Raw genomic sequence first — 14546 nt, forward strand, 5'->3', positions numbered from 1 at the left:
AAGACTGTCAGATTTTATCAAAGCCCACCAATAAAACCTGACAAGGTATAATTTAGGTTGATGATAATTAAGCTCCCCAAAAAGAGCGTTCCAGCTATTTAACATCAAGTTCCATTACAACACCGTCTTCATCGTCCTCTTCGGTGACCACAAAACCAAACTGAGAATAAAAATTGCGCATCATATGGTGGCCAGGCATATAGAGTATGGTTATTTTTTTACATTCTGGAATTTCTTTCATCTCGTTAATTACTAATTCTGTTGCGATTTTACCTATACCTTGGCCTTGATATTTTACATCAACCATAAACTGAGCAATGTAAAACTCATCAGGTAGCCCTTCTTCAAGCTCTTGGTAATATTGAATAAAACCGACAACCTCATCTTCACGATATATTGCCCGATTAACATAATGGGGATAAAAGCTTGATTCAGCGATAGACTCTGAATTTAACGCTACGTAATCCTCTTGCTCTTTAGTTATTTCTAAGTGAATTACATCCAGCCAATTATCCTTCGTAACATCACGCAAAGTTACATTCATAAAATTCCCTTTATTTATTTTTCAGTAAATGTATAGATATGGGTAAAGTGTATAAAAACAATACATTATTGAAAAATATGACTTTAACTATTGACGACAACTTTTAAATTACAATCGCTTGGTCGTTAAACCACCAAGTTTATTTGGTAATCAAATAATCGGGAGCACCGCCAAGCGATTTAGTTTTTTATTGCCCCGTTAAACGCTTTGCAAAAGAAATCGCATAAGCTGTTGAGCGTAATTTAAGTACTTTGTCATCACTTGGCAAAAAGCCTTTAGATAACAGATTAGGGTCATAATTAGTAACATCGCAGCCTGACTGACCTGTCGATTCTATGGTGAGCTTTCCTAATTCAATTGTTTTGCGATCCGCAGGCCATTGTACTGAAGGATCCGTTAACGCATCACCCGGCTCGGCTAACTCTGCTTGAAAACGATAATGCACCTTCCCTTTCGTTAAATCTTCTTCAAGTCGCTTAGCCAGAAATGATTTAGGGAAGGTTTTCATTTGCTCTTCTGTTAACACCTGTTCTGGCTCTTCTGGCACCATGGTCCATCTAAAGGCATGTTTAGCGCCCTTTTCATCAACCATGTAAAAGGTATGCACACCAAAATAACGCGAAGACACATACGATGCTGGCGGGTTATGGCTTTGCAGCCAATTAAATTGCCCTAAGGTACTCGGGTTTTGCTCTCTGTATGCTTTTACTTTTGCATAATCGATTTGCCCAGTTTTTTCGTCAGGTACTAAGGTACTTAGCAAACCAAAAAACGCTTCTGGGCTTTTACCTGCAAATACTGGTGTAGTTAGCCCTGCAATATTGTGTACATCACCATTTTCTAGCACAAACTGCACCCCCATTCCGCGAGGAGAACGTGATGTTTCATCAGCATGAGGGTTCCCCCCGCCCATAGAAAAACGAATATTTGTTTTTGACGGTGCGTTAAATAAAGGGCTAATTGAATACTGCTTTGCTGCTTGATTAGGTGTAAATGTGCCGACAGCGCACACCCCTTTGGCGTGACCTTTTCTGATACCGGGTTGCTTACCTGACAGCTTTTCGAATAAATTAATAAAATCTTGCCCGTTTACTGATTGCTCAGCAAAACTTGCTGTCGGTATAACAAGACACATTGCACAAACAAAAGACGTAATTTTTAACATTTATCCATCCTTTAAACTTAGTTCCAACAAAAGTGACCAGATACACTTCGAAATGATTTCATCAAAGCTAATAAATATTTTTTTACCAACAAAAACGCTACAAACATTTAATAAACTTAGAATATTTATTTAACTACCATTTTTTTAAAAGCTGCTAACTTTAAATTTAGGATCCGAAAAACTGCTGTGGCGCCCAGCATTTTAAAAATAATCCGTGGTATTAATCACGACTATGGCTAGTCCACTTAATCGTAAATTTTGTGGCTTGGTCAAAAACAACAAGGACCTAATTATGGTGAAACAACATAAAAAAACCACTGCAAACGCTGATGCAGATATGACCCCTATGCTCGATATTGTGTTTATCTTGCTGATATTCTTTATCGTCACAACCTCATTTGTTAAAGAGCGAGCTATTGAAGTGAACCGCCCTTTAGCAAAACCAAGTCTTGAAAACCCTAAAAAACAAGCACAATTTACTATCACTGAAAACGACAGTATTTATTTTGCAAATAGGCTTGTCACACCAGAGCAGATAATCGCTAACCTTGCGTTATTTGCCGCACAGTTTGAAATGACCAATGTGCAAGTAACAGCAAGTGAGCAAAGCAGCCATAAAACCTTGGTCACCTTGCTTGATAAAATAAAACAATATCAAGATGTACCAATTGCTATCAGCACATCTTTATAACTTATCTCAAAGGGTCATTTGACCCTTTTTTAATATTAAAAATAAAAAACCGTCACATCTTTGTAAAAAAGCCTCTCTATTATTGTCTGCAACAAATCTGGTCTAGTCCAGATAAATTTAAAAATAAGAGGCTCAACAGATGATTAAACGACGTACACTCAGCACAGCTGTTTTTTTGTGCAGCTACCCATTTTTATCAGCGCATAGCGCTTTTGCCACTGATGCAAAAATTCAAGGCTCTATCACAGATCATAGTAATCGCTTGCCAGGTGCTTTGGTTAAAGTCGTTGGCACAAATCAATCAACGGTGACTGATTATGATGGTAAGTTTGAGCTTGCTAAATTAGATGCAGGTCGCTACCAACTTGAAGTTTCATATATGGGTTATCGCAGCCAGATTGTTGATGTTGAGATAAGCAACAATGAGGTTAAATTACTGAATCCTATTGTGATGGATAATTCAGCTAACACCATTGAAGAAGTCGTTGCTGTTGGTCAAATTCAACGTGGTGAAATGGCTGCGGCCAATAGCCAAAAGAATGCTAAAAATATTAAAAATGTTATTTCGGCTGATGGCATCGGTAAGTTGCCAGACCGTAACGCAGCTGAAGCAGTTCAACGCATCCCTGGTGTTTCTATAGAACGCGACCAAGGCGAAGGCCGATTTGTTGCTGTTCGCGGCTTACCTGCCCAGTGGAGCTCTGCAACTATCAATGGCAACCGATTACCAACTGCAGAAGAAGAAACCACCAGCCGCGCCACTGCGTTTGACTTTTTCCCAAGTGAGCTTATTGAATTTGTAGAGGTATCAAAAGCATTAACGCCAGAGATGGAGGGAGATGCTATTGGTGGTAACGTTAACTTTATAACCAAAAAAGCACCTGATGATTTCGTATTTAATGCCAATTTAGCACTCGGTCAAAATGAACTAGCTGATGGCAATAACTACTCTGCCAACTTACTTTATGGCGATCGCATCTTAGATGACAAGTTAGGTTTTTTAATTAACGCAACAGCGTGGCAACGCGACTGGGCAACAGATAACTTTGAACCACGTCGAGGAAATGATGGTTTAGGAATTTATCGTTTAGAGCTAAGAGATTACACCGGAACTCGTGAAACTTACGGTTTAAATGGTTCTGTTGAATACCAGCTAGAACAAGGCAATGTTAGTGCTAGTGCCATGTACGGCACACTAATCGACGATGAAACTCATTATAAGCATCGTATGCGTTTTGATAAAGACAGAGCAGAGCTACAACATATTAGAAATGAGCTCATAACAGAAATGACGGGCTTTGAGTTTGCTGGTGAGCATTTTTTTGGCTACGACAAAACATTAAATTGGTCTTTATCTAGCTATGAAAACGAATTTAGGTATGGCAACACGCCTAACAGTGAAGATAACAGTTATTTTGTAGTTCGATTTGACCAAAAAAATGTCGGTTACGAAGGCCTTGAAGACAGAGATACAGGCAAAAACTACGCTTATAACACGATTGATGGTGGTTCAGATCCATGGGATCAAATCAGTACTCATCTACCAAGTGGTTTTTCGTTTGAACCAAGCCAAATGGGCTTATCGTGGGTCGAACTTTATAAAATTAAGGTGAATGAAAAAGATAAAATTGTTGCCGCTTTAGACTTTGAGTGGCAACTCAATAATGATCTTATTGTTAAAGTAGGCGCAAAGTATCGCGATAAAGAACGCGTTGCTAGGTTCAGCGATGAATTTTATGCATGGGATACTGAAAACTATGGCGCAGCCCCTACTCTGAGTGATTTTACATTAGCGGACCAACCGGGCCGAAGTGATTATTTAAGCGAGCTTTCTTACGATTATCAAAGTCAGTTTTCGCAAGTTGCAAGTACTGATGACTTAGCAAGTTTTTGGAATAACAATAAAGACAAGTTTGTGCTTGATAAGAGTGAATCTGCTTTAATCGAAAATGGGGGAGCACTTGGCAGAAACTTTGATGTTAATGAACAACATACATCTTTATATGGTATGACAACATATACCATTAATGCTAATTGGGAAATGCTAACAGGTCTTCGTTTAACTCAAACCGACACCGAAGTTGACGGTTATATTTACCTTGCAGATGAAGATAAAGTCGAAAGCGTTAAAGCAAACAATGACTACTTGTCTGTGTTACCTGCATTGCATTTAACCTATCACCCTAACAGTCAAACCAATTATCGACTTGCATTAACTCGCTCTTTTGCTCGTCCTGACTTTGGCTCATTAACGCCAGGTGCAACTTACTTAGAAGCAGACAACGAATTAACTTCTGGTAACCCAAATTTAGAGCCGACTTATTCAAATAATGTCGACTTAATGGCTGAATACTTCTTTGACCGCTTAGGGTTAGTTTCTCTGGGGGTATTTTATAAAGATATTACCGATCCTATTTTTCAAAGTAGCTCTATAGGAGAGTTCGGCAATAACACTGGGGTTAATATTATTCGCCCTGAAAATGGCGATAGCGCATGGCTTGCAGGTCTCGAGGTCGCGTTCAATCGTGATTTAGGGTTTATTACACCTGAACTAAATAACTTTGGCATCATGGCTAATGCGACCTTCATGGATTCAGAAATGACGATTCCAGATCGCGCAGACAAAGTCTCCATTCCTCGCCAAGCAGATAGTCTCTACAACTTTACGGTGTATTACGATAATACGCATTTTGCAGCTCGATTAGCCGTTAACTTCAAAGGTGAATACATTGAAGAGCATGGCAGCAGCAAACAATTTGATAGCTATTATGGCGACAATACAAGCGTTGACTTTACCACGTCATATCAGCTTAACGAAAACGCATTAGTCTACCTCGAGCTGAATAACTTAACCAACGAGCCTCTTAAATACTACCTAGGCGATGAAAGCCGTCCTCTACAAGTAGAGTACTACGGTGTACGCGGCATGGTTGGCATTAATTATCAGTTCTAATCAGTTTTTGAGTTGTATGCGGGGCCATTGCCCCGCAAAGGATACCTAATGTTTTCACACCCTAATTGGCTTAAACGTGCGCAAGGAACCGGTTTTGTGTTATTTGCAGCCAGTGCTGCATTTCTCACTTACTTTTCTATGTACGCATTTCGTAAGCCATTCACTGCAAATAGTTACACTGAATTCGACGATCCGAGTTGGCAGATAAGCTTTAAGATTGCACTGATTTTGGCGCAAGTTTTTGGCTATTTATGCGCTAAATTTATTGGCATAAAAGTTATTTCAGAGATGCAGCATCAGCAACGAGGTTTAACAATTATTGGCCTTATTGCCGCTGCAGAAATATCGCTGGTGTTATTTGCTATCACTCCGATTGGGTTAAATGTTATTTGGCTATTTTTTAATGGCCTCTCACTAGGCATGATTTGGGGACTTGTTTTTAGCTTTCTTGAAGGAAGAAAAACCAGTGAAATTCTAGGCGCTATTTTGAGTGTCACTTTTATATTGGCATCAGGGCTTGTTCGCAGTGTAGGCAAATGGCTTATTGATACACTAAATGTACCTGAACTTTGGATGCCTGCAGCAACAGGTGCGCTATTTTTCCCGCTGCTATTGTTTAGTGTTAAATGCTTAACCCTCATTCCAGAACCTACAACAGAGGACGAACAAGCAAGACAAAAACGCTTACCTATGGATGGCAAAGCTCGTTGGCAATTTTTTAAACAGTATTGGTTTGGTATTAGCAGCCTCATTTTAAGCTTCATGCTGTTTACTGGTTTTCGTGATTTCCGTGACAATTTTGCAGCTGAAATTTGGCAAGCTCTTGGCCATGGTGAAGAACCTGCCATTTTCGCCTACGCGGGGATCAGAATGTCATTTATTGTCCTTATCGCATTAGGCGCGATGGTTTTGGTAAAAAACAACAAAACCGCATTTTATGTCAATCACGGCTTTATTTTATTCGGTGCCGCTTTGTTATTGTCGAGCACCTTTGCTTTCGAAGCTAACTTGATATCCGCAAAAGCGTGGATGGTCTTACTTGGCTCAGGTCTCTATATCAGTTACATCCCGTATAACTGTTTTCTATTTGACCGAATGATTTCTGCCGTTGGCTCTGTCGCTAATGCTGGTTTTTTAATTTATCTTGCTGATTCTGCAGGCTATCTTGGCTCTGTCAGTATTTTACTGTACAGAACATTTGCTATGCCTGAACTCAGTTGGCTTAACTTCTTTATTAACGCTTGTTACTTAGTTGGCATTGTTGCCGCCGCTTTAGTTGCATGTTCACTGTGTTATTTCACAGTACGTTTATCCCCTATTCGAACTCATCACTCAAAACAGGTTGTGACCTGAAACAATTAAAAGAGAATCTTATGAAAAACATAGAAGCTATCATTTTAGATTGGGCTGGAACTGTCGTGGATTATGGCTCAGTTGCCCCCACTACCATTTTTGTTGAAGCATTTAAACAAGCTTATAACTTTGAGATTTCACTTGCTGAAGCGCGTATTCCAATGGGTATGGGAAAATGGGATCACATTGCCACACTTGGAAAATTGGAGTCAGTTGCTTCACGCTGGCACTCACAGTTTGGCCGAGCAATGTCAGACTCAGATATTGATCACATCTATCAAACTTTCATGCCATTGCAAAAGGCAAAAGTAGCAGACAGAGCAATGCCTATTCCTGGTGCGCTTGAAGTGATCAATCGCTTGAAACAGCAAAACATCAAAGTAGGCAGTTGTTCGGGCTACCCTCGCCAAGTTATGGAAGTGTTAGTCAGTGCCGCTGCAGACTATGGCTATCAACCGGATCATTGGGTAGCAAGTGACGACCTTAAAGCCGGTTCTCGCCCTGGCCCTTGGATGGCTCTTGAAAATGTAAATGCTTTAGGCATTAAAAAAGTTGCTAACTGTATCAAAATTGATGATTCAGCCCCCGGCATCGAAGAAGGTTTGAATGCCGGCATGTGGACAATTGGCCTCGCATTAAGCGGTAATGCGGTTGGCTTAACAGAGCAAGAGTGGCAAGCATGTAGTGCTGAACAAAAGCAGCAACTGACACGTCAAGCTTACCAAAGCTTGTACTCTGCAGGTGCGCATTTCGTAGTTGACTCACTGGCTGATATTGAAGCTGTTTTAATGGAGATTGATGCAAAACTAAGCCGAGGGGAGCGCCCATAATGCAGTTTCAACCTTTTTGGTTTGATAATGCAATGCAAGAGGAAGCCTATGCGCTTCCTCTTTCATTACCTGCAAAGCACCATTGCGATGTATGTATCATAGGTGGTGGCTTTACAGGCCTTTGGACCGCTATCAAACTTAAGCAGCAACAAGCTAATTTAAAAGTTACCATCATTGAAAAAGGCTATTGCGGGCAAGGTGCATCAGGGCGAAATGGCGGTGCAATGTTAACTTGGTCAACTAAGCTGCCCAGTTTAAGTAAGTTAGTCGGTCTCGAAAAGGCACTGTTTTTAGTCAAAGAGTCTGAATCAGCGGTTCATCAAATTTCAGAATTTGTCAGTCAGAATGGTATCGACTGCGATTGTCGAATTGATGGCTGTTATTACACCGCCTCAAATGAAGCACAAAAGCACTTGTTAGACCCCGCAATAAAAATGCTTGAGGATAACAATCTTAATGCATGGCAACACTGTGATACTCAAGCTCTTATCAATACAGGATCAGCCGCCAATATTAGCGGTCATTATTCACCTCATGGTGGAAGTATTCAGCCGGCAAAATTAGTTCGTGGTTTAAAACAGGTCGCTGAAAGTTTAGGCGTTAAAATTATTGAACAGTGCCAGTACACAGCACATAGCGGACAATCCCCTCTAAATGTTGAAACAAACCAAGGTAATATTTGTGCTAATCATCTTGTATTTGCCGTTAATGCGTGGCTCCCTACCCTAAAACCGCAGTTTCAACGCAATATCGTGCTGGTTTCAAGCGATATGGCAATTACTAAACCGATGCCTGAAACCCTTGCGCATTTAAGTCTCAATCATGGCGCTGCAATAATAGACTCCCGTATTTTTGTAAACTATTACCGCACCACTACTGATGGTCGATTAATGCTAGGCAAAGGCGGAAATTATTTTAGCTTCGCAAACAGAATGAGTGATAAATTTGAGCAGCCGAGTCGCTATCAAACGCTATTAAATAACTCTTTATCACGCTTTTTCCCTAACCATAATTTTGAAATTGATCGAACTTGGACAGGCCCTTCTGACCGAAGTGTCACAGGCTTTCCGTTTTTTGGACATTTGAATAATCAAGCAAACGTTATCTACGCCGGGGGTTATTCTGGTAATGGCGTCGTACAGTCTTTTTTAGGGGCAAATATTCTGTGTGCTTTAATTTTAAAGAATGCACCTGTTTGGCAACACTGTGGCCTTGTAAATCAAACATTAGACAACTTTGTAGTTGAGCCCTTTCGAACTGTCGGCGCTTACCTAATTCGTAATGCAATTCGTCGTAAAGAACGAGCAGAAGACAATAACACCCATGTAAATCCAATAGATACGTATCTTGCCAGCCTCATAGGCAGCGCAGGAAAAGTCGATATGAAATCGTAGAGTTTTTTAGATGGCCATTACACACCAACAAACAATTACACAGATCTGTTATTTATTTGAGCAGTTTGGTTACCAACACTATGACGAAATTTGTACTCAGTATTCTCATGCAGCCCAGTGCGCTGGGCTTGCATTGCAGCAAAAATTAAGCGCTGATACTGTCGTTGCTGCATTTTTACATGATATTGGACATTTAATCGCACAGCAGCAAAATCTCACTATGACCAAGCAAGGATATGTAAATCACTGTGAGCTTGGCGCTATTTTTTTAAAAGAAAATAACTTTAATGATGCTGTCGTTTCCATGGTTTCTCAACATGTTCAAGCTAAACGCTATTTAGTCGCAAAGAATGCAGGTTATGAGCAAACACTTTCGCCTGCCAGTACACTCACCTTGCAACAACAAGGTGGCCCTTTGTCGTTACAACAAGCTAATCAATTTTCAGCCCAGCCATTTTTTGAAGAAATTTTACAATTAAGAGAACTTGACGACTGTGCAAAAGATCCAAATATGCATATTGAACCACTTTCTTTTTGGCTAGATTACTTAGATAACTATTTAATTTCATAATCAAACGTTATAAATCCCTTTATTATCAGTTAAGCTAAAGCTGTATTTAGCAAAAAGGCACCGTATGCTTTTATATCAACAAATCAGAAATTACATACATCAATTACTAAGCGAAGGGACTCTGAACACGGGTGACAAACTCCCTTCTGAGCGTTTGTTACAAGAACAATTTAACTCGACCCGTATTACAGTCCGTGAGGCACTACTTCGTTTAGAAGCTGAAGGATTGATCTATAGCCAAACGCGCCGTGGTTGGTTTGTAACACCAACAAAACTTAAGTGGAACCCTGCCACTAAAGTAAACTTTTATGAACTTGCAAAACAACAAGGCTTTGTTGCTGATACCCAAGTGATTAGCCATCAAGAAATTAGCAATCATGATTTAAAAGCAGAATTTTCTGCATCAACTTTGCACCATTTGCAACGTGCCCGCAGCCTTGATGAGCGCTTAGTGATGTTTGAAGATATTTTTTGTGATGCTGCGCGTTTTGATGGACTTGCTGAGCACAACCTAAATGGCTCGATAACACAAATAATGGCAAATCAATACGCAACAAATGTAGTCAATGAGCAGTGCGCGATTAGTGTGACTGTCCTTCCTGACGATGTAGCACAGGTATTGCAAAAAAATAGTGGCACACCCTGTTTAAAAGTTATTCGTAAACGCTTTGATGAACTAGGCAGTTTAGTGGATTACAATGTTGAGTATTGGTTGCATAATGCCATTGAAATGACTGTAGAAGGTCACTAAGGCAATAAATGAAAAAAGGCTTTGTTAAACAAAGCCTTTACACGGGTGAACATTCTTTATAACCAATATCTGCTGTTTGATATTGCCTCAATTAAACGTGTAATATCGTTTTCGAACACATGACCAATATTGCCAATTCTGAAGCAGTCAGCATCTGACACCTTACCTGGGTAAATCACAAACCCTTGGTTTTTAAGCAACAAGTAAAACTCTTTAAAGTCATACCCATTCGCTGTTGGAGAATAAAATGAGGTGATAATCGGTGAATGTAAGCTCTCATCTAAGAGCGTTTGAAAACCTAACTCTCTCATCGCAGTGACTAAAAGTTGCTGATTGTCTTTATAACGCTTATGACGTGCTGCAATACCACCCTCTTGTTCTAATTCAATTAGAGCTTGATGAAATGCGCGTACAACATGTGTAGGAGATGTGAAACGCCATTTACCTTGATTATTCTCCATACACTGCCACTGTGCATGTAAATCAAGTGACAACGAACGTGCAACCCCCTGTGATTCTTCAATTAAGTCACGTTTGCAAATTACAAAACCAAAACCTGGAACACCTTGAATACACTTATTAGATGAGCTAATCATTACATCAATGTGCCAATCTGCTAAGTCAAACGGTACGCCACCAAAGCTGCTCATTGCGTCTAAAATATACACTTTGTTATGGCGTGATAATAGTTCGCCCACTTGCTTTGCTGGGTTTAGCATGCCGGTCGTCGTTTCGCAGTGCACCATTGCAACATGACTAATGTTTTCATCACTCAAGAGTGTTTTTTCAATGTCGTCACAGCTTGGTAGCTGAGTTTCAGTGTAATTTAAAACACAATGGTCAACACCTAAATACTTGGCAATTTCTGCCATCCGTTTACCATATGCGCCATTGTTTATTATTAATAACTTATGTTCATTTGCGACTAAACTACCTAAAGCACTTTCTACACTCGCAGTGCCACTGCCCTGCATTAATGTGCACGTATAGTCAGAACTTTTAGTGGCCAAAGTTACAAGTTTGCTGCGAATAGCCTGTACAACACCTAAGTTATAATCGTCATCCCATGTACACCAATCCTTTAACATCGCTTGTTTTACACTGTCCGATGTTGTTAATGGGCCAGGAGTTAACAGTAAATATTCATTCATTTTTAATATCGCCTAAAATTTGGTCTAGTCCAGATATTATTAGGGATTTATGTTGATAAAAAAAGTGAAGTTTTTATGACTGCATTAAAAAAGGGCCTAACGGCCCTTTGCAAGTTAAATAATAAAGGAATCTAAAGGGAGTTTAGAACTTGTACTCTGCACCTACGTAGTAGTACGCACCGTTAAAACCAAATGGTGCTGAACGACGTGAGTAAGTGAATACACCAGGGCTTGAAACAATTGTGTTGCCGCTAGCATCAACAATCGTACCCGAGCGTGAATTACCAATGGTGTTCTTATCTGGGTAAACATCAAATAAGTTATTTGCACCAATGTTAAATGATAGGTTTTCGTTAAAGAAATAGTTAACTTTAACATCAGTTAAGATTTCAGCACCGTATGTTTGACGGCCACCATCTTCAACTGTGTATTCGCCGTAACGGTTTAAAGATAGGTTTACAGTCCAATCTTCTAAGCGGTAAAGCGCGCTTAAGTTAATGCGGTCTTCAGGTTGCCATTCTTCGATAATTGACGTTTCTTGGGCAGAAAACACATCTTCTACCGGAATAGTTTCAAGACCACTGCCTGATGGCGTGAATAAATCAACTACATCTGTTTTAGTAAAGTTAGCAGCAAAGGTGAAATCTAGCGTGCCGCCAAGGCCTTCTGTGTTCCATGTAGCAACTAAATCAACACCTTCTGTTTCTGTGTCGGCACCATTTAAGAAGAACTGACCCGCACCTGCGCCTGAGCTTTCAAGTGCAGCATCGAGCGTATCTGATAAACCTTTACCTAAACGGTTAGAAATAACGATACGGTCGTCGATATCAATCGAGTAGTAGTCAATGGTTAAATTGATATTGTCGGTCACGTTATACACAATACCTAAACTACGGTTTTGTGATTTTTCTTCTTTTAACTTAGGAATACCAATTGATTGCGCTAAGGTACTGTCGTTTCTAAACGTACCTACTTGCTCAGCCACTAAGCTGCCATCATCACCTACAACAAACTGAGTACTTACGTTATTAAAGTAAAGTTGTTGCATAGAAGGTGCTCTAAAACCTGTGCTTAATGCACCACGCAAAGACACATCTTCAGTGACAGACCAGTTACCCGCTAACTTAAAGTTAACTGTGTCACCAAAGCCTTTGTAGTTATCGTAACGTACCGCACCTGAAATGATTACATCATCGATAACATAGGTTTCTGCATCCATATAGAATGAGATCACATCGCGCGACTCATCAACTGATGATGCCGGATCTGAACCACCAAAACCTTGCGTACCGCTTGCAGCGTCAACACTACCTACCCCGCCATTTAAGCCAGAATAGATGCTCACACCATCAACTGTATCGTAATCACGGTATGCGTATTCGCTACCTTCAAGAATACGGAACTCATCGGTACGAAGCTCAGCACCTAGTGCTAATGAGAAGTTGTCGTAATCTTTGGTGTAATCAAGGTTTAGAGTTTGCAGTGATAATTCAAGGCCATATGCATACGCTGAACGCGGGATAGTGGCACGAATTTCATCAGCCGTTAAACCTTGGTCATAACGAAGGTAGTTAGCATAAGAGCCGTTGATAGTGTCGCTTGTGGTGTAATCAATGCTGTTTTCACCGTAGGTGTACGATAAATCAATGCTTGAGTCATTATCGAACGATTTTTTATAACCAAAGTTATAAGACACGTCATCAATGACAGTATTAATTTTCGGTAAAAAACCCATAGGAATGGTTGCATCACCATCTTGTAATACAGGGTTACCATTAGCATTTGCGTTATGACGGAAAAACGCAGCTGATTCGTTTTCACGATTTGAATAAGTGATAAAGCCATATAGCTCACCACCAGCAAGCTCGTAGCCAGTGTTAACGGTTAGAGCAAATTGCTGTGAATCTGCATCACCAATTCTAAACGTATCACGAGGTGCCGTTAACTCACGAGGGTCGCCTGCTAATAGCGTACCGTCATCAAGTTCAGTACAGCCGTAAAATTGACATGAGCCATGAAGACCTGCACGGTTTGTCGGCGCACGGTCACGGTAGTTGATTGTGGTATTTAAATAACCTTCATCACCTAAAGCAAAACCTTTGTTGAAATCAACAGTTACAGTTTCGCCATCGCCCTCTGAGTACTCACCGTAATTAATCGCCGCTTTACCGCCCTCTTCAGCGTCTTTTAATACGATATTAATAACACCTGCGATGGCATCTGAACCATATTGCGCAGCAGCACCATCACGTAATACTTCAATACGTTTGATTGCAGCAGCAGGAATAGCATTCATGTCGGTACCCGCCGTACCACGACCTACTGAGGTATTAATGTGAATAAGGCTCGCTTGGTGGCGGCGTTTACCATTGATAAGAACTAAGGTTTGATCTGGCCCTAAGCCACGTAATGTTGCAGGGCGAAGTGCATCAGTACCATCACTGATAGACGAGCTTGAAAAGTTAAAAGACGGTGCAATAGCCTGAAGCATACGGCCAACTTCTGTTTGACCTGTATTCTCGAGTGCTTCGGCACTTAAAATATCAACCGGAACCGGTAAATCTTCAACCGAGCGTCCTGCTACACGGCTACCGACAACGGCAATTTTTTCGATGTTTTGTTCTGCTGATTGATCTTCTGCTAACGCTTGCGTATTGGCGGCAAGCAGTAATGGCACGACTGCAGCGCTGACCCCTGATACTTTGATCATGTTATTATCTATCCTATCTACTTGTTTGAGTTTTATACTCAGCAAGCCTTGTTGATCAACAACCGCATCGAGCTCAGTGCCTTCTAGCATCGCATTCAGTGCATCAAGTTTGGTGTAAAAACCAAACACTGATTTCGCTTGATATTGCTTTGCTAATTCGAAAGAAAAAATGACTGTTTGTTCGGTTTGCTTTGCAAATTCGATTAACGCCAAATCAGCTCGTTGCGCTTTGATGTCAAATTGCAGCATTTGTTTTTCAGCCGCTATTGCTACTTGGCCTGCTGTAAGGCCATAAATAACAAAAGAGGCAGGTAACAACGGCAATTGCTTACTGCGCAATTTAAACAAACAAGTGAGGAAGAAAAATCCGCTATGTAAATTTAACTTTTTTTTAATTAATTTTTTGTGACGAGAAAGTGGCGCACAATTAACA

General features: G+C 40.4%; 11 protein-coding genes. 7 read left to right on the forward strand and 4 right to left on the reverse strand.

Annotated features, from left to right (window positions below; translation table 11 throughout):
- Positions 1 to 94: 94 nt before the first annotated feature.
- Both NO991_RS06950 and NO991_RS06955 read right to left on the reverse strand, forming a co-directional pair.
- Entirely contained in the window at positions 95 to 544 is a 450-nt protein-coding gene (locus tag NO991_RS06950; protein WP_371351844.1) for a GNAT family N-acetyltransferase, read from the reverse strand.
- 187 nt (positions 545 to 731) lie between these two features.
- On the reverse strand, positions 732 to 1709 hold the full coding sequence (locus tag NO991_RS06955; protein WP_371351846.1) for a catalase family peroxidase: 978 nt from the start codon (positions 1707 to 1709) through the stop codon (positions 732 to 734).
- 292 nt (positions 1710 to 2001) lie between these two features.
- Between NO991_RS06955 and NO991_RS06960 the strand changes: the two genes are divergently transcribed.
- From NO991_RS06960 to NO991_RS06990, 7 genes are all read left to right on the forward strand, one after another.
- Positions 2002 to 2400 (forward strand): ExbD/TolR family protein, encoded by a 399-nt coding sequence (locus NO991_RS06960; RefSeq protein ID WP_371351847.1) that lies wholly within the window; start codon positions 2002 to 2004, stop codon positions 2398 to 2400.
- A gap of 139 nt (positions 2401 to 2539) precedes the next feature.
- Positions 2540 to 5353 carry a TonB-dependent receptor gene (locus tag NO991_RS06965; protein WP_371351848.1) on the forward strand — a complete coding sequence of 938 codons (2814 nt, stop codon included), beginning with the start codon at positions 2540 to 2542 and terminating at the stop codon, positions 5351 to 5353.
- A 48-nt stretch (positions 5354 to 5401) separates the two neighbouring features.
- A complete protein-coding gene (locus tag NO991_RS06970; RefSeq protein ID WP_166339315.1) occupies positions 5402 to 6706 on the forward strand; it encodes a DUF5690 family protein in 1305 nt (434 codons plus the stop codon).
- A 20-nt stretch (positions 6707 to 6726) separates the two neighbouring features.
- On the forward strand, positions 6727 to 7536 hold the full coding sequence (gene phnX, locus NO991_RS06975) for a phosphonoacetaldehyde hydrolase (protein WP_371351849.1): 810 nt from the start codon (positions 6727 to 6729) through the stop codon (positions 7534 to 7536).
- The gene (locus tag NO991_RS06980) at positions 7536 to 8930 is read left to right on the forward strand and encodes an FAD-dependent oxidoreductase (protein ID WP_371351850.1); all 1395 of its coding nucleotides are present in this window, start codon (positions 7536 to 7538) and stop codon (positions 8928 to 8930) included. Before phnX ends, NO991_RS06980 begins: the two co-directional genes overlap by 1 nt.
- Positions 8931 to 8940: 10 nt before the next feature.
- Positions 8941 to 9501, forward strand: a complete 561-nt coding sequence (locus NO991_RS06985) for an HD domain-containing protein (RefSeq protein ID WP_371351851.1) — start codon at positions 8941 to 8943, stop codon at positions 9499 to 9501.
- 64 nt (positions 9502 to 9565) lie between these two features.
- The gene (locus NO991_RS06990; RefSeq protein ID WP_166339323.1) at positions 9566 to 10252 is read left to right on the forward strand and encodes a UTRA domain-containing protein; all 687 of its coding nucleotides are present in this window, start codon (positions 9566 to 9568) and stop codon (positions 10250 to 10252) included.
- Positions 10253 to 10308: 56 nt separating this feature from the next.
- Here NO991_RS06990 and phnW read toward each other — a convergent pair whose 3' ends face one another.
- Together phnW and NO991_RS07000 are read right to left on the reverse strand one after the other, a co-directional pair.
- Positions 10309 to 11403: a 2-aminoethylphosphonate--pyruvate transaminase gene (gene phnW, locus NO991_RS06995; protein ID WP_371351852.1), complete on the reverse strand. Its 1095-nt coding sequence runs from the start codon at positions 11401 to 11403 to the stop codon at positions 10309 to 10311.
- A gap of 142 nt (positions 11404 to 11545) precedes the next feature.
- A complete protein-coding gene (locus NO991_RS07000; RefSeq protein WP_371351853.1) occupies positions 11546 to 14452 on the reverse strand; it encodes a TonB-dependent receptor plug domain-containing protein in 2907 nt (968 codons plus the stop codon).
- Between the last annotated feature and the right edge of the window lie 94 nt (positions 14453 to 14546).

Origin of the sequence: Pseudoalteromonas sp. DY56-GL22 (genome assembly GCF_041414715.1) — a bacterium.
Lineage (GTDB): Bacteria > Pseudomonadota > Gammaproteobacteria > Enterobacterales > Alteromonadaceae > Pseudoalteromonas > Pseudoalteromonas simplex.